The 21,388-nt window shown below is 74.7% G+C and carries 16 protein-coding genes and 1 pseudogene; 10 read left to right on the plus strand and 7 right to left on the minus strand.

Annotated elements, in window-relative coordinates:
* Nucleotides 1–29 precede the first annotated feature (29 nt).
* The 3 genes from V1L54_RS12190 (at nt 30) to V1L54_RS12200 (ending at nt 4,913) form a co-directional block, all read left to right on the plus strand.
* Complete coding sequence (locus V1L54_RS12190) at nt 30–1,262, plus strand: MFS transporter (protein WP_330117961.1); 1,233 nt, start codon at nt 30–32, stop codon at nt 1,260–1,262.
* A gap of 103 nt (nt 1,263–1,365) precedes the next feature.
* On the plus strand, nt 1,366–2,490 hold the full coding sequence (locus V1L54_RS12195; RefSeq protein WP_330117962.1) for a transaldolase family protein: 1,125 nt from the start codon (nt 1,366–1,368) through the stop codon (nt 2,488–2,490).
* Nucleotides 2,491–2,972: 482 nt separating this feature from the next.
* The gene (locus tag V1L54_RS12200; protein WP_330117963.1) at nt 2,973–4,913 is read left to right on the plus strand and encodes a helix-turn-helix domain-containing protein; all 1,941 of its coding nucleotides are present in this window, start codon (nt 2,973–2,975) and stop codon (nt 4,911–4,913) included.
* Nucleotides 4,914–4,943: 30 nt separating this feature from the next.
* Here V1L54_RS12200 and V1L54_RS12205 read toward each other — a convergent pair whose 3' ends face one another.
* A complete protein-coding gene (locus V1L54_RS12205) occupies nt 4,944–6,155 on the minus strand; it encodes an IS701 family transposase (protein WP_330117964.1) in 1,212 nt (403 codons plus the stop codon).
* Between the two features lie 449 nt (nt 6,156–6,604).
* Here V1L54_RS12205 and V1L54_RS12210 point away from each other — a divergent pair, with 449 nt between their 5' ends.
* Together V1L54_RS12210 and V1L54_RS12215 are read left to right on the plus strand one after the other, a co-directional pair.
* On the plus strand, nt 6,605–7,699 hold the full coding sequence (locus V1L54_RS12210) for a glycoside hydrolase family 5 protein (protein WP_330117965.1): 1,095 nt from the start codon (nt 6,605–6,607) through the stop codon (nt 7,697–7,699).
* Between the two features lie 124 nt (nt 7,700–7,823).
* Nucleotides 7,824–8,645, plus strand: coding sequence for an SDR family NAD(P)-dependent oxidoreductase (locus V1L54_RS12215; protein WP_330117966.1), 822 nt, complete (start codon nt 7,824–7,826; stop codon nt 8,643–8,645).
* Between the two features lie 272 nt (nt 8,646–8,917).
* On the opposite strand, the gene V1L54_RS12220 is transcribed toward V1L54_RS12215, so the two are convergent.
* The 3 genes from V1L54_RS12220 to V1L54_RS12230 are packed head-to-tail and all read right to left on the minus strand — an operon-like array spanning nt 8,918 to nt 12,742.
* Complete coding sequence (locus V1L54_RS12220) at nt 8,918–11,128, minus strand: xanthine dehydrogenase family protein molybdopterin-binding subunit (protein ID WP_330117967.1); 2,211 nt, start codon at nt 11,126–11,128, stop codon at nt 8,918–8,920.
* A 1-nt stretch (nt 11,129) separates the two neighbouring features.
* A complete protein-coding gene (locus V1L54_RS12225; protein WP_330117968.1) occupies nt 11,130–12,098 on the minus strand; it encodes an FAD binding domain-containing protein in 969 nt (322 codons plus the stop codon).
* Nucleotides 12,095–12,742: a (2Fe-2S)-binding protein gene (locus V1L54_RS12230; RefSeq protein WP_330117969.1), complete on the minus strand. Its 648-nt coding sequence runs from the start codon at nt 12,740–12,742 to the stop codon at nt 12,095–12,097. Before V1L54_RS12230 ends, V1L54_RS12225 begins: the two co-directional genes overlap by 4 nt.
* A 275-nt stretch (nt 12,743–13,017) precedes the next feature.
* On the opposite strand from V1L54_RS12230, the gene V1L54_RS12235 reads away from it, so the two are divergent.
* Complete coding sequence (locus V1L54_RS12235; protein WP_330117970.1) at nt 13,018–14,070, plus strand: NAD(P)/FAD-dependent oxidoreductase; 1,053 nt, start codon at nt 13,018–13,020, stop codon at nt 14,068–14,070.
* A pseudogene (locus tag V1L54_RS12240) lies at nt 14,071–14,675 on the plus strand (SAM-dependent methyltransferase); the annotation flags it as partial.
* 122 nt (nt 14,676–14,797) lie between these two features.
* Here the strand turns inward: V1L54_RS12240 and V1L54_RS12245 are convergent.
* From V1L54_RS12245 to V1L54_RS12255, 3 genes are all read right to left on the minus strand, one after another.
* Nucleotides 14,798–15,226 (minus strand): OsmC family protein, encoded by a 429-nt coding sequence (locus V1L54_RS12245; RefSeq protein WP_330117971.1) that lies wholly within the window; start codon nt 15,224–15,226, stop codon nt 14,798–14,800.
* A 165-nt stretch (nt 15,227–15,391) separates the two neighbouring features.
* Nucleotides 15,392–16,120: a class I SAM-dependent methyltransferase gene (locus V1L54_RS12250; protein WP_330117972.1), complete on the minus strand. Its 729-nt coding sequence runs from the start codon at nt 16,118–16,120 to the stop codon at nt 15,392–15,394.
* A gap of 51 nt (nt 16,121–16,171) precedes the next feature.
* Nucleotides 16,172–18,676 carry a galactose oxidase family protein gene (locus V1L54_RS12255; RefSeq protein ID WP_330117973.1) on the minus strand — a complete coding sequence of 835 codons (2,505 nt, stop codon included), beginning with the start codon at nt 18,674–18,676 and terminating at the stop codon, nt 16,172–16,174.
* Between the two features lie 349 nt (nt 18,677–19,025).
* On the opposite strand from V1L54_RS12255, the gene V1L54_RS12260 reads away from it, so the two are divergent.
* From V1L54_RS12260 to V1L54_RS12270, 3 genes are all read left to right on the plus strand, one after another.
* Nucleotides 19,026–19,631 (plus strand): VanZ family protein, encoded by a 606-nt coding sequence (locus V1L54_RS12260; protein ID WP_330117974.1) that lies wholly within the window; start codon nt 19,026–19,028, stop codon nt 19,629–19,631.
* Between the two features lie 96 nt (nt 19,632–19,727).
* Nucleotides 19,728–20,552 carry a YndJ family protein gene (locus V1L54_RS12265; RefSeq protein WP_330117988.1) on the plus strand — a complete coding sequence of 275 codons (825 nt, stop codon included), beginning with the start codon at nt 19,728–19,730 and terminating at the stop codon, nt 20,550–20,552.
* 328 nt (nt 20,553–20,880) lie between these two features.
* The gene (locus V1L54_RS12270) at nt 20,881–21,345 is read left to right on the plus strand and encodes an FG-GAP repeat domain-containing protein (protein WP_330117975.1); all 465 of its coding nucleotides are present in this window, start codon (nt 20,881–20,883) and stop codon (nt 21,343–21,345) included.
* Nucleotides 21,346–21,388 lie beyond the last annotated feature (43 nt).

A 21,388-nucleotide genomic window follows, 5' to 3' on the forward strand; every position in this document is an offset into this window, starting at 1 on the left:
CACAGCCTCCATTCCACGAAGGAGGAACGATGAGCGAATCACTGGCCGAGTCCGGCGTCGCCCCCTCCGCCGGGCGCGGCCGGGCGGCGGCACCCGGTCCGGCCCGGACCGGAGCCCTCTGGCTGGCCCTGCTGGCCGGGCCGCTGTCCTTCGGCATCGCGGGCCCGGCGCTCGTCCTGGACGACGTGGCCGCGGCTCTCGGTGTCCGGACCGGGGCGGCGACCTGGGCCGTGACGGCGTTCGGCTGGGGCATCGCGGTCGGCACACCGCTGCTGGCCGGGCTGCTGGGCCGCCGCGGGCTGCGGGCCGCCCTGACCGTCTGCGGCCTGCTGGTGGCGGCCGGGGCGGTCCTGGCCGCGACCGTGCCGGTGCTTCCCGCCGTGGTCCTGGGCACCGCACTGCAGGGGCTGGGCACCGCCGGGCTGACGGCGACCGCCATGAGCCTGGCGGTGACACCGCTGCGGATGGGCTGTGTCACCGCCTCGCTCGCCGTGGTCGGTTCGACGGCCCCGCTGGTCGGGTCGCTGGTGAACGACGTGTTCTCCTGGCGGGCCACCCTCGCGCTGCCGGTGCTGAGCCTGCTGGCGCTGCCCGCCGTGCTGCGGGGCGCGCCGCCGGACACGGTGGCGCGGGACCGGTTCGACGCGGCCGGCGCCGTCCTGATGACGGCCCTGGTCACCGCGCTGGTCTTCGTCCCGCACCAGCCGCCGGCCGCGGGGGTCTGCGCCGTCGCCGCCGCCGTGCTGCTCGGGCTGCACCTGCGCGCGCGGCCGGACGGCTTCGTCCCGGCGGTGCTGGTCCGTACGCCCGCGTTCCTGTTCTCCGCGGGGACGGCGTTCGCCCTGGCGGTCGTCAACTTCGGCCTGATGTACGCGATACCGGAGCGGCTGTCGGAGCACACGGACTGGACGAGCAGCCAGATCGGGGTGGCCATGGTGTGGCCGCTGCTGCTCGGCGGCACGCTCTCCTGGTTCGTCGTGGCGGCCTCGGCCCGGGTGGGCCGCGTCCCGGTGGCGGCCGTCCTGGCGGCCATGGGCGTCGCGGGCGCCGTGACGGCGTGGCTCGCCACCGCGCCGCCGGTGCTGCTGGTCGCCCAGGGGCTGGCGTCGATCGCCGCGGCCTCCGGGCAGGGTGTGCTGGCGGTCCACGCCACGTCCGCGGTGCCCGACGGCCACCGGCCGGCGGCGATCGGGCTGTTCAACCTCTGCTATCTGCTGGGGGCGGCGTTCGGTCCGGCCGTCGTGGGGCTGCTGGCCCTGTGACCACTGCCGATCCGCGGGGCGGACCGCCGGCCCGGGCCGGCGGTCCGCCCCGCGGCCCGTTCCGGAAGGACCTGAGAGGACCTGAGAGGAGTCGCATGCGCCCATGGCTTCCGAGCAGGCGGCACCGTACGAGGAGCACCCGCTGGAGGAACTGGTCGCGGAAGGGGTCTCCCCCTGGGTCGAGGGGATCACCCGCGACCGGATCGCCTCCGGGTATCTGGCACGTCTCGTCCGGCGGACCGGGGTCCGCGGTGCCACCACCGATCTCGCCGCCCTGCTGCGGGCCCTGACCCGTACGACCGCCTACCGCGAGCAGCTGGTCCGGTACGGCGCGCGGGACGCGTCCGCCGAGGCGGTCCTGCGGGAGATCCTGGTCCGGGACGCCCGGTCGGCCTGTGACTGCCTCCGGGGGGTGTTCGAGGAGACCGGCGGCGCGGACGGGCTGGTGTCGGTGGACCTGGACCCCCGCCACGCCCACGACGCCGCGGCCGCGGTGGCGGACGCCGTGGCCGTGGCCGGTGCGGTGGACCGGCCCAACGCGCTGGTCAAGATCCCCGCCACGCCCCAGGGCCTGCGGGCCGCCGCCGACTGCCTCGGCCGGGGCATCGGGGTGCAGATCACGGAGATCTTCTCGGTGCGCCGCTACGAGGCGGCCGTCGCGGCGTACTTCGAGGGGCTGGAGCGCGCCCTGGCGGCAGGCCGGCGGCTGTCGGCGATCGCCTCGGTGGCCGCCTTCCCCGTGGCGCGGCTGGACGCCGGGGCCGACGCGCGGCTGGCCGCGCTGGGCACCCCGGACGCGGAACGGCTGCGCGGTACGGCGGGGACCGCGACCGCCCGGCTGGCGTACGAGGTCTACGAGGAGTGGCTGGGCCGGAGCCGCTGGCGTCCGCTGCGGGCGGCCGGGGCCCGGCCGCAGCGCCTGATGTGGACCGACGCCCTCGCCGCGCCGCCGCCCCGGGCCCGGTACGTCGACCGGCTGGTGGCCTGGGGCACCGTCAGCGCGATGTCCCCTCCGGTGCTCGAGACCGCCGTCCGTTCCTGCGCGCTCCGGGGCGACACGCTCTCCGGGCAGGCAGAGGCGGCCCGTACCGTCTGGGAGCGGCTGGAGCGGGCCGGTGTGCCGTCCGAGGCGGTCGCCGCGGAGCTGTCGGCCGACGGCGTGCGGCGGCTGGCGGACCGGTGGCGGCGGCTGCTCGCGGTGGTGGCCGACGAGCTCGCCGCGGCGTAGCGACCGGGCCGGCCCCGGCGGGGACCGGCCCGGTACCGGCACCGGGAGAATTTCTGCGACGCGCTCGCATATGACACGGACACCGGAATCACACATTCCACACGGCACGCGGTACGCCGCTTATGGCCTCGAAGTGTGAAATCACAGCGCCCGTCCCACCGGGAATCCCCGGGAGTGAACGTTACAGCTCCTCTTCCGAAAATAGCTGCTGCGACCATCCTTTTCCCTCCGCGTCCCTTCCGCCACCGTCCCCGGCAAATCCGCCGTCGAGCAATGTTTCCCTTCCCCGCAATGACGCGGCGGGCGGTGCCCTCCCAACACCTTCGGAGACCTCCGGCGGTGGCCCCGTCACCCCTCCGGCCGCCCCCGGACCAGTGCCTTACCGTTCTTGATCATGACCGGTTGACTAGTTCGTCATGTGGTGCGTAACTTCCAATTCATGGCCGAACAGCCAAAGACTCGAATACGGGGGAAGGGCTATCGTGGCTCAGCAGCAGCCCGCAACAGGTCCCAATGCCTTTGCCGTACTGGAGCTGTTGGCCAGCGAGGCGCCGGCTGACCGTTTCGATTCCCTGGTCTCCCAGGCCCGGGACGCGGGGCTTTCCGAGGCGGATGTGGCGCAGTTGGAGAACGCCCGCCGACTGGCCCTGCGCGTCCAGTCGCAACTCGACAGGAGACAGCAGCGCGAGGCGGACCTGTCCGCCCTGGTCGACACCGCGCGCGAGCTCGCCGCCCCGTACGACCTCGACACCGTGCTGCGGATCGGCATCCGGCGCGCACGGTTACTGCTGGGCACCGACCTGGCCTGTGCAGGCCTGCCCGGGGATGAGCGGGAGACCCTCCGCGTACGGGCCTGCGAGGGCAACATCTCGGCGCTCCCCCTGGAACTGCGGCTGCCGCGGGGGCCCGGGGCCGACCACGGCGCCCTGACCGGTCCGGCCCCCGCCTGGACACCCGACTACCTCGCCGACACCAGGTTCCGGGACGGCGACGCCTTCGGCGAGATGGTCCGGGCCGAGGGACTGCGGGCCGTCCTGGCGGTGCCGCTGAGCCACGGCCGTGATCCGTTCGGCACCCTGTACGTGGCCGACCGGGACGTCCGGCACTTCACCACGGACGAGATCTCCCTGCTGACCTCCCTCGGCGACCTGGTGGGCGCGGCCGTCGAGCGGGCCCTGCTGCTGGAGCGGGCCGCCGCCGAGGTGGCCGCGCTGGAACGGTACGCCGCGCGGACCGAGGCGGGCCTGCGCGAGCTGCGCGAGACCGGCGACCTCCAGGACCAGCTGCTCGACCGGGTGCTCCGCGGCGGCAGCCTGCCGGCCCTGGCGGAGGAGGCGTCCCACTGCCTCGCCGGGCCGCTGCGGGTCCACGCCGCGGACGGCACCCTCCTGGCCGGCGCCGGGGAGCTGTCCGAGCCCGGCGGGACCGACGTGGCCGCCGCGACGCTGGACGCCTGCGCCGCCCGGGAGCCCGTGGAGCTCGACGACGGCCTCCAGGTGGCCCCCGTCTTCGCGGGCGACGATTACCTGGGCAGACTGCTGTTCCGGCCCACCGCCCCGGTCACCGACCACACCCGGCGGCTGCTCGGCCTGGTCACCCAGGCGGTGGCGGTCCTGCTGACCCTGCAGAACGGCAGGTCCGCGGCCCTGGCGGACCAGGGCCGCGACGAGTTGCTCGGCGATCTGCTGGCCGCCGCCGGCCGCCCCGTGCCGCATCTGGAGAAGCGGGCCCGCCGGCTCGGCCTCGACCTCCACAGGCCGCATGTGGTGGCCGTGGTCCACCCCGAGAACGGCGTCCGGGACAAGGAGCCCGTGTGGGCCGTCTCGTACGCCCACCGCCGGAGCGGGCTCGGGAACACGCACGAGGGCCACATCGTGCTCCTGCTCCCGGGCGAGGACGCCGGAGCGGTCGCCCGGGAGGTGTTCGACGAGCTCTCCCCGCTGCTGCGGAAGGCGGTGACGGTGGGCGCGGCGGGCCCGGTGTCGTCCCCGGAGTCGGTTCACCGGGCCTTCCTGGAGGCACGGCGCTGCCTCGCCGCCATGTCCGCGCTGGGCATCACCGGGCGGTCGGCCTCGGCGCGGGAACTGGGCTTCCTGGGGCTTCTGCTGTCCGAGAAGCACGACGTGGAGGGCTTCATCGAGTCCGCCGTCGGACCGGTGCTCGACTACGACCGGCAGCGTCTGACCGAGCTCGCCCGCACGCTGGAGGTGTACTTCGAGGCCGGGGGCAGCCCGACGCACGCCGCCAAGCGGCTCCATGTGCACCCCAACACCGTCGCCCGCCGTCTGGAGCGCATCGGTGAACTCCTGGGCGCCGACTGGCAGCAGGCCGACCGGTCCCTGGAGATCCAGGTGGCCCTCCGGCTGTCCCGGCTGCGGCATGTGCTGCGGGTCCCCGGTCCCCCGCCGGCGGTGAGGGAGTGACGCGGCGGCGGGGGAGGCCGGGAGCGCGGGTCAGCATGCCTCCCGGTACTCGGGAACCCCGCCCAGCGCGGCGACGGCGTGGGCGGCCGACGCCAGGGTGATGTGCCGGTGCCACCCGCCGAAGGAACGGCCCGTGTAGTCCCGCAGGCCCACCCGTTCGGCGATCTCGGAGAAGTCCCGGTCCACCCGGCGGACGGTCTTCGTCAGACGCAGCAGTTCGGCGGGGGAGGCGGACACCAGGTCGGTGAGCCACAGTTCCCCGGGCCAGGACCGTCCCACCCCGCCCACCGCCAGCAGCAGCAGTTCGCCCCGCGCCGCGGGACGGCCCGCGCGCACCGGACACGGGGAGGTGCCGACCCGCACCGCCGCGGCGAAGCCGTGGCGGGCTCCCCCCGGCAGTCCGGGGTCGCGCCAGATCACCGGACGCCGCATGTCCCTGGCCTCCCGCATGATCTGGTGGCACGGCAGCCGCCGGCCGCGCACGCGCAGGGCGGGGTCGGCCGCCCACAGCCGGACACCGCCGCCCACCCGGACCAGGAACGGCGCGCGGGCCGCACGGAACAGGCCGACCAGGACCGGCGTGTCCACGTCCTGGAGGTCCGCCACGACGGGCCGCACCGGCAGGCCCCAGCTTCCGGCCATCTCCAGATAGGCGCGGGCCGCGCAGTCGGCCGGCGTCTCCGGGGAGAGGTCCTCGGGGATGGCGGCCCTGCTGCGCCGCTCACCGTCGCCCAGCCAGGCCGGGGGGAGGTGCAGGCGCCAGTTGACGGGCACGCTCACCCGGTCGGAGACGGCCCACACGCCGAAGGCCTGCTGCGCGTTCATGATCTGGCCCAGTGAGGGGACGTAGCGCCGTTCCACACCGACCGAGTTCTCCCCGGCCTTCGGAATCGTCATGGAGCGCACCACCCATGCCGTCGGCGGCGCGGTGTCCGTCACGTGGCGGGCCAGCGCGCGGCGGACCGGGGCCCAGTCCCAGGGGGAGCCGGAGACGAAGTGGTGCAGGCTCTGCTCGGCCGCCCGGCCACCGGTCACCGCCGCTATGTTGCGGATGGTCTTGCGCCCCCGGGCGCCCAGCAGCCCCTGGAGGTACTCCATTCCCCTGCGCCGCTGGTCGCTGCGGGGAAGGGAGACGAACAGCGCGGAACCGAGTTCCGCGAGCACATTCTCATGAGCCGCCACCAGGCGGCTGACCTGCGCGTTCCGTGCGTCGTTGCGCGTCGCGTGCAGGACGGCGCTCATCCTCTCTCCTTGGGGTAGTCGGCTTCCGGCACTGGGACAAGCGTGCGGAAGCGGTCCCGGACCGGCCAGGTGCGCCGGGCACACGGTCCGCGGGCGGAGCGGGTGGTGTACGCACCTCCCCCGCTTCTCCGCACCACCCGGATGCGCCGCGCACGGCGCTGTGCGACGGCGGCACCCGGTGCCAGGACCACCGCGGGGAGCATCCGCGCGTACGGCGGACCGCCGGATTCTCCCGTCACCGCCCCCGGGGCACCCGTTCCGAACAGCCCTTTCGGGAGGTCTCGCGGCATGCCCGGTTCACCACCGCCCCTTCGGGACGGTTACGGGCCGGACCGCCGACCGCTCCCCCGGGAACCTCCGCCCCCATTGACAGGAAACCTAACTGACGGTTACCTGCTGGTCTGACCGAAGCACCTCCCCCACAACGCTCGGCCAAGGAGCAGTCAGCGATGCCCGCTTCTCCCCGATTCCGTGTCAGGTCCCTGCCGACCGCCATGGCGGCGCTCACCTCGACCGCCCTGCTCGGCGCCCTGCTCGCCCTCGCCCCCACCGCCGGGGCCGGCACCACCGCCGCCGCCCCGCCCGGCGCCGGTGCGGCCACCGCGCCGCCCGGCTCCCCCGTCGCGGCCAACGGCCCCCTGGAGGTCTGCGGCGTCCGGCTCTGCAACAGCCACGGCACCGCCGTCCAGTTGCGCGGCATGAGCACCCACGGCACCCAGTGGTACGCCCAGTGCGTGACCGACGGATCCCTGGACGCCCTGGCGACCGACTGGCGCGCGGACGTGCTCCGGGTGTCCACCTACGTCCAGGAGGACGGCTACGAGACCGACCCCCGGCGCTTCACCGACCTCGTCCACCGGATCGTGGAGCAGGCCAGCGACCGCGGGCTGTACGTGATCGTCGACTGGCACATGCTCAGCCCCGGCGACCCGCACCACAACCTGGAGCGCGCCCGGACCTTCTTCGCCGAGATCGCCGAGCGCCACCGGGACCGGCCCAACGTCCTCTACGAGATCGCCAACGAGCCCAACGGGGTGGGCTGGAACCGGATCCGGGACTACGCCGAGCAGGTCGTCCCGGTCATCCGCGACCGGGACCCGGACGGCGTCGTCCTGGTCGGCACCCGGGCCTGGTCCTCGCTCGGCGTCTCCGAGGGCGCGGACGAACAGGAGATCGTCGACGCTCCGGTGCGCGCCGACAACATCATGTACACCTTCCACTTCTACGCCGCCTCGCACCGGGAGGAGTACCTGGCGACCCTCTCCCGGGCGGCCGACCGGCTGCCGGTGTTCGTCACCGAGTTCGGCACCCAGGACTACAGCGGCGAGGGAGCCAACGACTTCGCCATGGCACAGCGCTACCTGGACCTGATGGAGCAGAAGAAGATCAGCTGGGTCAACTGGAACTTCTCCGACGACCACCGCTCCGGGGCGGTCTTCCGGCCGGGCACCTGCGCCGCGGACTCCGGCTGGGCCGGGACGTCGTCCCTGAAGGAGGCCGGGGTGTGGATCCGGGACCGCATCCGTACGCCCGACGACTTCTGACCGCGGACGCGCGGTACGCACACCGCGCCCGCGCGGGCCGGGGAGCCGGGCCCGCGCGGGCGCGGCGCGGGCGGAAAGCGGGACGGGAGGTGAGGGAGGGCCGCTGCGGGATACCCGGGTACCCATGAGCGAATACCACACCAACGGCACCCGCCCCCTGGCCCTGGTCACCGGGGCCTCCAGCGGCATCGGCCTCGAACTCGCCCGGCAGTTCGCCGAGCACGGCTTCGACCTGGTGGTCAACGCCGAGGACGACCGGCTGGCGGACGCCGCCGAAGAGCTGCGCGTGGCGGGTACCGACGTCCTTCTCGTCCGGGCGGACCTGCGCGGCTACGACGAGGTCGAGCGGCTGTGGTCGGCCGTCACCGCGACGGGACGGCCGGTGGCCGCCGCCGCCCTCAACGCCGGAGTGGGACAGGGCGGCGCGTTCACCGACACCGATCTGGCCGACGAGCTCGACATCATCGACCTCAACATCACCTCCACCGTGCACCTGGCCAAACGGCTGCTGACCGACATGGCCGCCCGCGGCGAGGGCAGGCTGCTGATCACCTCGTCCATCGCGTCCACCATGCCCGGCCCCTTCCAGGCGGTCTACAACGCCTCGAAGTCCTTCCTGCAGTCCTTCGCCGAGGCCGTCCGCAGCGAGCTGAAGGACACCGGGGTGACGGTCACCTCGCTGATGCCGGGGCCCACCGACACCGACTTCTTCCGCCGGGGCGACCTGGAGGACACCAAGCTGGCCGAGATGGCCACGGACGATCCGGCGCTGGTCGCCCGGCAGGGCTTCGAGGCCCTGATGGCGGGCGAGGAGAAGAAGCTCGCCGGCTCGGTGAAGTCCCGTGCCCAGGCCCGGGCCAACGCCGTCCTGCCCGACCGGCTCAAGGCCGCCGGCCACCGGAAGACGGCCGAGCCCGGCTCCGGCGACGCGTCGGACCGGTCCTGACCCGGCCGCCGGGCGCGCCGGCGGACCGGACGGGCCCGGCCCGGCGGCGGGACGCCTCAGCAGACGGGACATGGCGGGAGGCCGGATGCCTGACCGCGGAGAGGCCGAAGTGGGGTTCCCTCCGGTCGGAGACGAGGACGGCGCCGGTCTCCGGCGCGGCGTTCCGGATCAGGCCGCAGGCCGGGCGGAGCAGCTCCGCCCGGCCCTCGAAGCCGACCCGTCCGCCGCCTCCGGGGCTCCCGCGTTCCCGGGACCGCGGACGGCGCCGGCGGTCAGCCCAGCAGCTTGTCCAGGGTGATGGGCAGCTCCCTGACACGTTTTCCGGTGGCGTGGTGGACGGCGTTGGCGACCGCCGCCGCCATGCCCACGGTGCCGATCTCGCCGGCCCCCCGGATGCCCAGCGGGTGGTGCACCGTGTCGGGGTGGTTCAGGAAGTGCACCTCCACCTCGGGGATGTCGGCGTTCACCGGGATCAGGTAGTCGGCGAAGGAGGCGTTGCCCCAGCGTCCGCCGCTGTCGGCGCGGAGGCCCTCGTGGAGCGCCGCGGACACCCCCCAGATCATCCCGCCGAGGATCTGGCCGCGGGCCGTCTTGGGGTTGACGACGGTGCCCACGTCCATCACCGACAGCAGCCGCGACACCCGGATCTCGGAGGTCCACCGGTTCACCCGCACCTCGCAGAACTGGGCTCCGAAGGAGGCGGAGGCGTAGCGCTGCGCCTCGGGCCCCGGGACTCCCGAGGACCCCTCGGCCTCGACGCCGTCCCGGCCGACCGCCGCGAGCAGCGAACCGAAGTCCTCGCTGCGGCCGGACGCGGTGAGCCTGCCGTTCTCATAGCGCACCTGGCCGGGGTCCATGCCGTTGAACGGGGAGCGGGCGTCCCGCACCGCCAGGTCGATCAGCGCCTTCCTGGCGTTCTCCGCCGCCGCCAGGATCGCGGCGGAGACGGTGGCGGTGCCCGAGGAGCCGCCGACGAACCCGGCCGCCGACAGCTCCGAGTCGCCCAGGTCGGGCCGGACGCGCTGCGCCGGGATGCCCAGCGCCTGCGCGCCGACCACCGACAGCACCGTCCACATGCCGGTGCCCAGGTCGGCGGTGGAGCCGGAGACGGCGGCGGTGCCGTCCGCCCGGAAGCGGACCTTCATGGTGGCCTGGAAGCGGTAGGCCGGGAAGGAGGCGGTGGCCATGCCGGTGCCGACGTACCAGTCGCCGTCGACCGTCCCGCCCGGTGTGCGGTCGCGGCCGTTCCAGCCGAAGCGCTCGGCTCCGGTGCGGTAGCACTCCAGCAGGTGCTTGCTCGACCAGGGCCGGCCGCTGCCCGGCTCGGTGTCCGCGTGGTTCCTGACGCGCAGCTCCACCGGGTCCATCCCGAGCTTCACCGCGAGCTCGTCCATGGCGCTCTCCAGCGCGAAGGAGCCGGGGGCCTCCCCCGGGGCCCGCATGATGGTGGCCTCGGGGACGTTCAGCGGCACGTACTTGGCACTGACCTCGATGTTCGGCGAGGCGTACCAGCGGCGCGAGGTGGTGTGCGCGGCGGCCTCGACGGTGGTCGACCCCGGCGACGCGCTCGACCAGGAGTGGTGCTTGACCGCGGTGAGGGTGCCGTCCCGGCGGGCCCCCAGCGCGACCGTCTGCCGGGTCTCGGGGCGGCCCGCGGTCGCGGTGAAGACCTGTTCGCGGGTGAGGGCCACCTTCACCGGGCGGCCCAGCTCCCGCGCGGCGGCCGCGGCGAGCCTGGTCTGCGCGTAGGTGTAGAACTTCCCGCCGAAGGCCCCGCCGATGTACGGACTGACGGCGCGCACCTGGGAGGTCTGCAGCCCCAGTGCCGCGGCGATGTCCCCCGCCAGGAACGCCGGTCCCTGGGTGCTGCTGTGGACCGTCATCCGGTCGTTCTCCCAGACGGCCACGGCCGAGTGGGGCTCCATCGCCGCGTGGTTCTGCGCGGCGGTGCGGTAGGTGGCCGAGACGGTGACCTCGCTGCTCTCCAGGGCCCGGTCGATGGTGGGGACCCCGTCGGCGAGGATGGTGACCACGGCCGGCTCCCCGCTGACGTTCCGGGGTGCCTGCGCCCGGGAGAGGTCGTCCTCCAGGGAGTGGGCGGGGGCCCGCTCCGCGTAGTCGAACCTGATCGTCCCGGCCGCCTCCCGGGCCAGTTCGAAGCTCTCCGCGACGACGAAGCCGACCGGCTGCCCGTGGAAGGCGACCTCCTTGTCCTGCAGGGGTGCCCACGCCGGGCCCATCGCGCCCTGGGGGAGGATGCGCAGCGGGTTGAAGGGCGTGTAGACGCCCAGGACTCCCGGGGTCCCGGTGGCCGCCCGGGTGTCCACGGCCGTGATGGTGGCGCTGGCCACCGTGCTGACGACGACGTATCCGTGGGCGGTGCGGGCCGGGAGCCGGTCCATGGCGTAGTCGGCCGCGCCGGTGACCTTGAGCCTGCCGTCCACCCGGTCGACGGGGGCGCCGAGCGCCTTCCTCCTGGCCATCTCAGCCTCCCAGGGTCAGCAGGGCCCGTACCAGGGCGCGTTGGACAAGGGTGGTCTTGAAGCGGTTGCCGCTCAGCGGCCGGGCCCCCTCGACGGCGAGCGCAGCCGCCCGCGCGTAGCTCTCCTCGGTGGCCGGACGGCCGGTGAGTTCCGCCTCGACCGCCGGCAGCCGCCACGGCCTGGTGCCCACCCCGCCCACCGCGATCCGGGCCCGGGACACGGTGTTCCCGTCCAGTTCCAGGGCCACGGCGGCGGAGGCCAGGGCGAACGCGTACGACTGCCGGTCACTGATCTTGAGGTAGGCCGAACGGGTCGCCCACGGCAGCGCGGGGACGACGATCTCGGCGAGCAGCTCGCCCGGCTCCAGCACGTTCTCCAGGTGGGGGGTGGCGCCGGGCAGCCGGTAGAAGTCCGCCAGGCGCACCGTGCGCTCCCCGCCCCGGCCCAGCAGCCGGACCGAGGCGTCCAGGGCGACGAGGGCGACGGCCGCGTCGCTGGGGTGGGTGGCCACGCAGGCGTCGCTGGTGCCCAGGACGGCGTGGGTGCGGTTGGCGCCGGTGACGGCCGGACAGCCGCTGCCCGGCTGCCGCTTGTTGCACCGGGAGCCGGTGTCGCGGAAGTAGTCGCACCGGGTCCGCTGGAGCAGGTTGCCGCCCATGCTCGCCATGTTGCGGATCTGCTGGGAGGCGCCCCGCAGGGCCTGGGCGAGCACCGGGTAGTCCGCCGTCACCCGCGGGTGTCCGGCGACGTCGGCCATCCTCTCCAGGGCGCCGACGCGCAGCCCGCCGTCGTCGGCCCGGATGCCGCGCAGCGGAAGGGCGTTGATGTCCAGGACCCGCGCCGGGGACGTCACCCCGAGCTTCATCAGGTCGACCAGTGTGGTGCCGCCGGCGAGGAACGCGGTGTCCTCCCCGGCCCCGTCGAGCGCCTGCTCGGTGGTGGCGGGCGCCGTGTAGACGAACTCCCTCATCCTCGCCCGCCTCCCCGCTCCATGGCCTGCCGGACGGCGTCGACGATGTTGGGGTAGGCCGCGCAGCGGCACAGGTTGCCGGACATGTACTCGCGGATCTCGCCGTCCCCGGCGGTGCGGCCGCTGTCGACCAGCGCGGCGGCGGACATGAGCTGGCCGGAGGTGCAGAACCCGCACTGGAAGGCGTCGCGGTCGATGAAAGCCTCCTGCACGGGGTGCAGTTCCTCGCCCCGGGCCAGGCCCTCGACGGTGGTGATCTCCCTGTCCCGTGCGGCGGCGGCCAGCGTCAGGCACGCCAGTACGGGCCGGCCGCCGTCCTGCACGGTGCAGGCACCGCACTGGCCGCGGTCGCAGCCCTTCTTCGGGCCGGTGGTGCCCAGCTGCTCCCGCAGGGCGTCCAGCAGGGTGGTGCGGGGATCGACGCTCAGGGTCCGGCGCTCTCCGTTGAGGGTGAACACCACCTCGACGGGATACTCCGGGGCGGCGGCCTCCGGCCGGGCCGCGGGCGCCGCGGCGGCCGGCGGCGCACCGCGCAGCAGGGCACCGGCCGCCGCGCCGGCCGCGGCCGAGCCGCGCAGGAATCCTCTTCGGGACGCCGCTAAAGGGGCGCCGTCTTCCGCTGTGTGCCGCGCGGGAGGTGACATGGAGCTTCTCCTTCGGGGACGCGAGCGCGCCGTGATGTGGGGGGTGGGCACGGACGTCCGGGGCCGGACGGGACCCCTGTGAGCCGTGTCACAGGGAGTGAAGCACGGGTCGGCGGCGGAGCGCTACGGCGCTTTCGGACCTGCCGTCGGCGCCCTGTCCCTCCGTCCATCTTGCCGTTCCGGCAAGGTTTCTTGTCGCAGAGGGCTGCCCGGAGCGAGGCTTCCGGTGAGCCCGGGAGACGGGACACGGCACACGAGAACCGATGAGGTGGAGCATGACGGCACACAGCCACCGCTCCCCGGCCGCCGCCGGGGACGCGCAGCGCCGCTACGACGTGGCGGTCGTCGGAGGAGGCGCCGCAGGACTGGGCGGGGCGCTGGCCCTGACCCGGGCGCGGCGCTCGGTACTGGTGATCGATTCCGGGGCACCGCGCAACGCCCCGGCGGACGGCGTCCACGTCTACCCGGGGCACGAGGGCACCCCTCCCGCACAGCTGCTGGCCACCGCCCGCGCGGAGGTGACCGGCTACGGCGGCGAGATCACCACGGGCACCGTGGTGGCCGCCGGGCGCCGGGGGCCGGGGGGCTTCCGGCTCGTCCTCGACGGCGGTGCCGTCGTCGAGGCCGCCCGGCTGCTGGTGACCACCGGCCTGGTCGACGAGCTTCCCCCGGTGCCGGGCCTGGCCGAGCGCTGGGGCCGCGACGTGCTGCACTGCCCGTACTGCCACGGCTGGGAGGTGCGCGACACGCCGATCGGCGTGCTGGCCACCGGGCCGCTGGCGGTCCACCAGGCCCTGCTGTGGCGGCAGTGGAGCGAGGATGTGACGCTCTTCCGGCACACCGCGCCGGAGTTCGGGGACGAGGAGTACGAGAAGCTCGCCGCCCGCGGCGTCTCCGTCGTCGACGGCGAGGTGACCGGACTGGAGGTGACCGGCGACCGTCTCACCGGGGTACGGCTGGCCGGTGGCCGGACCGTTCCCCGGCGGGCGCTGGCCACCGCCACACGGCTGACCGCCCGTGCGGACTTCCTCGACGGGCTCGGGCTGAAGCCGGCCGAGCAGGAGGTGGGCGGCCAGGTGATCGGCACGGCGATCCCCGCCGACCCCACCGGGGCGACCGCCGTACCCGGGGTGTGGGCGGCCGGCAATGTCACCTCGCCGACCGAGCAGGTCGTCGGTTCCGCCGCCGCGGGCGTACGCGCCGGCGCGGCGATCAACGCCGACCTGATCGCCGAGGAGACCGGCCGGGCCGTCGCGGCCCGCCGCGCCGCGGGCGCGCCCCCGGCGGCGGCCGACACCGGGGCCGGGACCGGGGCCGGGGAGTTCTGAGACTCCTTATACGGCGCGGAGGAGCGGGTCTGGAGCGGCCGGCCCAACGCCGCACTGGTCCGCGAGGCGGCCGGGCTGCCCCCGGGCCGGGCCCTGGACCTGGGCTGCGGCGAGGGCGCCGACGCGATCTGGCTCGCCGAGCGGAGCTGGCGGGTCACCGCCGTCGACGTCTCGCAGGTCGCCCTCGACCGCGGCGCCCGGCACGCCCGGGACGCGGGTGTCGCCGACCGGATCGACTGGCAGCGGCACGACCTGGCCGAGTCCTTCCCCGAAGGCCCCTTCGACCTGGTCTCCACCCACTCCTCCACTCCCCCGACCCCGTCGGACTGCCCCGGGCGGAGATCCTGCGCACCGCCGCGGCGGCCGTCGCGCCGGGCGGGGTGCTGCTGGTCGTCGGGCACGCCGGACCTCCGCCGAGGGCGGACGAGCACCAGCGGAAGGTGGAGCTGCCCACCGCCGGGGAGACCCGGGAGGCGCTCGGGCTGCCGGAGGAGGAGTGGGAGACGCTGCTGTGCGAGGACCGGCCGCGCGAGGTGACCGGCCCCGACGGGGAGCCCGCGACCGTGCTGGACGCCGTCGTCGAGCTCGGGCGCCGCTCCGGCTGAGAGCCGAAAGGGTCCGTCGCCCCACCGGAAGCGCCGGTGGGGCGACGGACCCTTGTGCGGAACCGGCGCGGCGCCGGGCCGGCCGCGTACCGGCGCCGCGCCGTCGTCACGCCGTTGCGGCCTCAGACCAGCTGGGCGTCCAGGGTGATGTTCTTGACCCCGGCCAGGGCCTGGCTGACCGGGCAGTTGGCCTTGGCGTCCTGGGCGGCGGCCTGGAAGTCCTCCTCGGACAGTCCCGGGACGGTGGCGCGGACGGTCAGCTTGATGCCGGTGATGCCCTCACCCGGCTGGAAGGTGACGTCGGCCTGGGTGTCGACCTTCTCCACGGTGTAGCCCTTGCCCGCCAGGCCGTGGGAGAAGGCCATGGAGTAGCAGGAGGAGTGGGCCGCGGCGATGAGCTCCTCGGGGCTGGTCCTGCCACCGGGCTCCTCGGCACGGGCGGGCCAGCTCACGTCGTAGGTGCCGATCCTGGAGGACTCGAGGGCGACGGTGCCCTTGCCCTCCATCAGGTTGCCCTCCCAGTGGGTCTTGGCCGTACGGATGGTTGCCATCGTGATCACTCCCGGTGATATGGGCGACGAGTGGAAGAAAGAACAACTGCGTTGATCAGTTTAGGCAGTAGCCCGGTCGCGACCGGGCGTACGGCACGCCTCCGGGCTGCTTTCCGGACCGTCGTACGGGCAGCGGATCCTGCCCGCGCGGCTGCCCGGGCCCGCTCACTCCCGCCGGGCCACGACGAGCCGGGCACGGGGGCTGCCGTCCGGCCGCCGACCCAGGTCCTCCAGCGGCAGGGTCTCCACCGCGAACCCCGCCCCGGCCAGCTCCCGGCGCACCTCGGGGAGCCGGAAGGTGCGGTAGTACATGACGAAGGGCGGGCGCCACAGCGCGTTGCGCACCCGCATCGCGGCGTCGAAGCCCCACAGCGTCCAGTAGAGCGCCGAGCCGATCCGCGGCGGCGCCCCGACGGGGAAGGCGAACCGGCCGCCGGGCCGCAGCGCCGCGTGGACCCGCGCGAACAGCGCGGGCCGCTGTTCGGGCAGGAAGTGGCCGAACGCCCCGAAGCTGACGGCCAGGTCGAAGGCCGGTACGAAGGGCAGCCGCAGGGCGTCGGCGCGCACCCAGTGCACCGCCGGACCTCCCGGCACGCCCGGGTGGGCGGACCGGGCCGCGGCGAGCATGCCCGCGCTGAAGTCCACCCCGGTGATCCGCCGTTCGCACAGCCGGGCGAGGACGCCCATGCCCGCGCCGGTGCCGCAGCAGACGTCCAGCCCCGACTCGAACGGCCCGAGCGGCCGCAGCGTGTCCACCACCGCGTCCAGCACCTTCTCCGGGGTCCGGAACGGGGTCCGGTCGAACTTCGGCGCGAGCAGGTCGTAGCCGCGCTCGACGGATGACAGCGCCTGCACGGTCAGTTCGCGGAGGGTCGGGCCCTGTGGGTCGAACATGCGGTCACCGTACCGGTCCGGTGGGGGCGGCGCGCCGCCCCCACCGGGTGGTCACGGCCGCCCGACGGTGACCTGCCGGGCCACGCTGGGCACCCCGTCGGCGTCCAGCGCGAACAGCATGTACCGGCCGGGCAGGGCCACCCCGGGGTCGTCGGGGACGTCCAGTGCGTAACTGCTGCCTCCGGTGGCCCGGAACTCCAGCGGCACGCGCCGCTGGTCGTTGTCGACCGAGTGGGTGGCCGCCCCGGTGCGCACCAGCGAGAAGGCGGTGACCGGCTTGTCGGTCGTCACCGTCACCGTCGTGCCGTGCTCCAGTTCGGCGGGCACGGATCCGGTGATGACCGGCCGCGGCTTCGGCGTGCCGTCGGGGTCGAGCAGGTAGGGCGGGGTGAAGACCGCCCCGTCGAAGTGGTTGGTGGCGCAGTCGCCGCACAGCCCGCCGCCGCCGGAGAAGATCCGGCCGTCGGGCAGCAGGTTGGCGACGCTGTGGTAGTTGCGCGGCACCGCCATGGTGGCCAGCTCGGTGAACTCGCCGGTGGCCGGATCCCAGATCTCCGGAGTCAGCACCGAGGTGGCGTCGCTGAAGGGGACGGGACGGTGCTGCCCGCCGAAGACGGCCACCTTCCCGTCCGGCATGACGACGCTGTTGGCGAAGGCGCGGGGCTGCGCCATGCCGCCGGTGCGGCGGCTGACGGGCTGTCCGCCGCCGCTGACGTCGACGGTGTGGGCGCGGCTGGTGGCGGTGACGTTCTCGTAGGCGGTGGCGCCGCCGAGGGTGAGGAGCTTGCCGATGTCGTAGGAGACCGCGTTGCCGTTCATGGCGTCCTGGCTGTCGGCACGGTTCCCGGCCGGGGTGACCGACCCGTCGCCGGCGGTGTCGATCCAGTTCATCTGCCGGCTGGGGCCCAGGTGCAGGACGCGGCCGCCCGAGGTGGCGTACAGCCACTGGTGGTTGTCGGCCCGGTAGGGACCGGCCGGGTCGGCGGTCATGGTGCCGGTGACGGGCACGCCGGGCAGCTCGCGCCAGGTCTCGGTGTCCGCGGACCACACCTCGCCGTTCTTGTCCTGCGCCGCGTCACCGCTCCAGGAGCCGCCCAGCACGAAGACGTCGCCGGTGGACAGTGGGGTCATGGCCTGGTAGCCGCGGGGGATGTTCATCCGGTCGGTGGCGGACCAGGTGTCGGTGCGCGGGTCGTACAGGCTGGCGCGGTCCGCGTTGCTGCCGCCGGTGACCAGCACCCGGCCGTCGGCGAGGACCGCGGTGCCGGGACAGAACATGTCGTGCCCGGTGTTGTCCACCCGCCGTCTGCTCACCTCGCCGGTCCGCAGGTCCAGGACGGCCGTCTGGGTGTAGCCGTTGCTGCCGCCGAACCGGTCGGTGGCGTACGCCGACCAGGCCAGCAGCTTGTCGCCCGGCAGGACGGTGGTGGCCACCGGGACGAGCGGGAAGCCGATCAGCGGGCCCCAGGAGCCGTGCCGGGCGGGGTCGGCCGGGCCGGCGAGGCGGATCTCGGCGGCCGAGGACCACGGGCCGCGCCCGCCCGCCTCGCTGGTGGCCGTCAGCCGGACGTACCGGGCGGTGACCGGCCGGGTGAAGGTGGCGGTCTTGACGGTGTCGTCGTCCCGCCAGGTGCCGGTGGCCACCGGGTCCGTGAAGGTGGTGCCGTCGGTGCTGGTGGTGACGGTGTACGCGCCGATCCGGCCGTTGGCCCCGCCCCGGCGCGGCTGGTAGGTGAGCGCCGAGACGGTCTGGGCGCGGTGCATGTCGACGGTGATGGAGTGCGGCAGCGGCGCGGCCGTGCCCGACCACCTGCTGTGCCAGATCGTCTCCGCGTTCCCGTCCAGCACGTTGGCCGCCCGGCCGTCCTCCCCTTCCGTCTCCGCGTCGCTCGCGGTGGCCGTCCAGCCGGACCGGGGCAGGTCCACCACTCCGGCCGGCCGCCCCGGGTCGCCCAGCAGGTCTATCTCGGCGGCCGAGGACCACGGGCCGCGCCCGCCCGCCTCGCTGGTGGCCGTCAGCCGCACATAGCGGGCGCCCTGCGCGGCGAAGCCGAGCGTCTTGACGGTGGCGTCGTCGGCCAGGGTGCCGGTGGCCACCGGTGTGCCCCAGTCCCGCCCGTCGGTGCTGAGGTCGACGGTGTACGTGCCGATCCGGCCGTTGGGGCCGTCGGCGCGCGGCCGGTAGACCAGGGCGGAGACGACCTGGACGGTGCCCATGTCGACGGTGATGCTGTGCGGCAGCGGCGCGGCCGTGCCCGACCACCTGCTGTGCCAGATGGTCTCGGGGTTGCCGTCCAGGACGTTGGCCGCCCGGCCGTCCTCCGCCGCCGTCTCCTCGTCGCTCGCGGTGACCTCCCAGCCGGACCGGGGCAGCACCTCGGCCGCCGGTTCCATGGCGGCCGCCGGGAGGAGCGGGGGTGCGGTGTGATGGGCGGACGGCCGGGCGGCGCGGTCCCCGGCGGCGGGATCCAGTAAGGGCAGGAGCGCGACGGTGACCGAGACCAGGGCCACCGGGACGAGCGCTCTGACACGCAGGCGGGACAGGACTGATCGCACGACGGCTCCCCCCGTATGGCCGGCCGCGCCCTACGCCGCGCGCCCGGCCGGTCGGACCGACCGGCCCTGGTACGGACCGATCGCGCTGACAGGGCCCTGACGCTGGCAGCGCGGTGGCCGGGTGTAAAGGGTGCGTTCCGGCCACCCTCGGCCCGCCGGGGAGCACACCGGGACACCGTCCGGAACCGGACGCGGCCGGACGTGCCCCCACGGGCCGTGTCCGGCCCGCATACGCCCCCTCACCCCGGGTATCCGGTCGGCTGTACGGCCGGTGCCGCCGGGTACCGGCCGTACCGGCCAGACCGATCGAGGCCGTCGGGACCGACGACGAGCACGCCGGGGGGAAGCAATGGGGTTCAGCCCGCTCTCCAGGGGGAAGGACCGCGCTCCGGCCGACGGCCGGCACGGGGACGGCGACACGTCCGCGACCGCGCCCTCCCCCACCGGTCCGCCGCCGGTGGTGCGGGCGCTGGTGATGCTGGTGGCGCTGGCCGCGACGGTGCTGTTCGCCGTGGTGCTCGCCCGGCTCACCCTGACCCCCTCGTACGCCTCCCAGCCGCTGACGCACAGCAATCTCCAGCCCGGCGACTCCATCCGCGACTACCTCTCCCAGCCCGCCTTCCGCGACACCCTCAAACAGCTCGGCGGGAACATCGCGCTGGGCGTGCCCTTCGGCCTGCTGCTGCCGGTGGCCTGGCCGCGCGCGGGGGGACTGCTGCGGATCGGCGCGCTGACCGTGCTGGTGATGACCATGGTGGAGCTGGTACAGGGAGCGGTCGTCACGGGCCGGGCGTTCGACATCGACGACGTCATCCTGAACACCACCGGCGCGCTCCTGGGCTACCTGCTGCTCGGCCGCCGGCTGGGCCGCGCGGTCCATCCGCCCCGCCGCCGCTGGTGGCACCGGTTCGGCGGACGGGAGCGCTCCGGGGCGGCGCGGGCCGGGGAAGGCTGAGGGCCGGGGAACCCTGGCGCCCCGGAGGAACGGCGGGTCCGGGCGGGGCCTAGGCTCGGTGCCAGTCGGCTGCTGGGGGGCTTGGCCATGACCGCTCTGACCGTGCTGGTGAACCTCGTCGTCATGCTGGGCATGTTCGCCGTCGTGCCCATGGGGCTGGCGCTCGTCGGCGGTCCCGAACCGGCCCGGGCGCGTCCGTGGTGGCTGCTGGGCGCCGCCCCCGGGGCGGTGGCCCTGTGGCTGCCGCGCGGTGGCCTCGCCACCGCGCTGGCCGTGCTGTACGCGCTGGCCACCGCCGTCCTCGCCGCGCAGGCCCCGCTCCGGCTGGCCCGCACCCGGTCCCTGGCGCCCGCCGAGGTCGCCGTCCTGACCGCGCTGGCGGCGCCGTCCGTCGCCGGGGTGGCTCTGGTCGCCGAGCGCGCGGGGTACGAACTGTTCGGCTTCGAGCTCGCGATCCTGGCGCTGACCGTGCCGCACTTCCACTTCGCCGGGTTCGCCGCCGCACTGGTCGCCGGCCTGGTCTGCCGGGCCGACGGCGGCCGTGCGGCCCGGTCCGCCGCGTGGAGCGTGCCGGTCGGCACCCTGCTCGTCCTCGTCGGCTACTTCCTCGGCGACTGGGCCGAACTCGTCGGGGCCGCCGTGCTCACCGCCGGAATGTGGCTGGTGGGGTACGCCGTCTGGCGCGGACCGCGAGCCGACAGCGCCGACCGCACGACCCGTGTGCTGCTCACCGTCTCGGCGGCGGTGCTCGTCGCGACCATGGCCCTCGCCCTGAGCTGGGCCCTGGGCGAGGCCACCGGCCTCCCCCACCTCTCCCTGACCTGGACGGCCGCCACCCACGGCGTGGGCAACGCCCTGGGTTTCGCCCTGTGCTCACTGCTCGCCTGGCGCCGCCTGACGGGATCCGCCACCGGACCGTGACCGGGGCCGGCCCGGCCGCCGACCCGGGGGATGACATCCCCTGGTTCCGCCCGCCGGGGCCGTGCACCGTGGAGGACATGGCCGCGGACCGTCCCGCCCCCGTTCCCCCTCCGGCAGCCGCGCGGGCCGCCGTCATCAGCGGCGGAACACGCAGCCTCGGCAGGGCGGTCTCCGTGCGGACAGACACGGCGGGCGAGAAGGCGCTCGCCGCACCGCGGCAGTCACGGCTGACGAGCCGAGCCTGACCGGCGCCGGTACCTCCGGCGTCGGTCCGGGCCCACCACCACCGTCCGGAACGCGAGTTCCCTCACTCCCCAGGAGACCGTCCATGTCCTTGCCCGAGGCCGTCGTGGCTCGTGATGGCACGACTCCATCGCGGCGGCTCAGATGCTGCCTTCTCGCGCTGTCCCTGCTCGCGGCAGGGACGACCTCCACCATGACCGGCCCCGAGGCCGAAGCCGCCGACCAGTGCGCACTGGACGGCGGATGGGCCCCTCTGGGTCAGGTGGCCCCGGCTGTGCCCGGCGTCACCGACTTCGAACTCGTCCGCTTCGCCGACCTCGACGGTGACGGAGACGACGACCGCCTGCTGCTGGACGAGATCGGCGGCGTCCGGCAGTGGCGCAACGACCGGGACGGGAGATGGTCGTACCGGGGGCGCACAGCCATGGGCACCGGATACCCGCCGGAGCGGGTCAAGTTCGCCGACCTGAACGGTGACGGCAGGGACGACTACCTCGTGGTGAAGGACGACGGCGCGCTCGAAGCCTGGCTCAACAGGGGTGGCGACTAGGCGGTTTCGTTTGGATCAGCGGGCGGACCAGAGGAAGATGCCG

This window comes from Streptomyces rubellus, assembly GCF_036323805.1.
Taxonomy (GTDB): domain Bacteria; phylum Actinomycetota; class Actinomycetes; order Streptomycetales; family Streptomycetaceae; genus Streptomyces.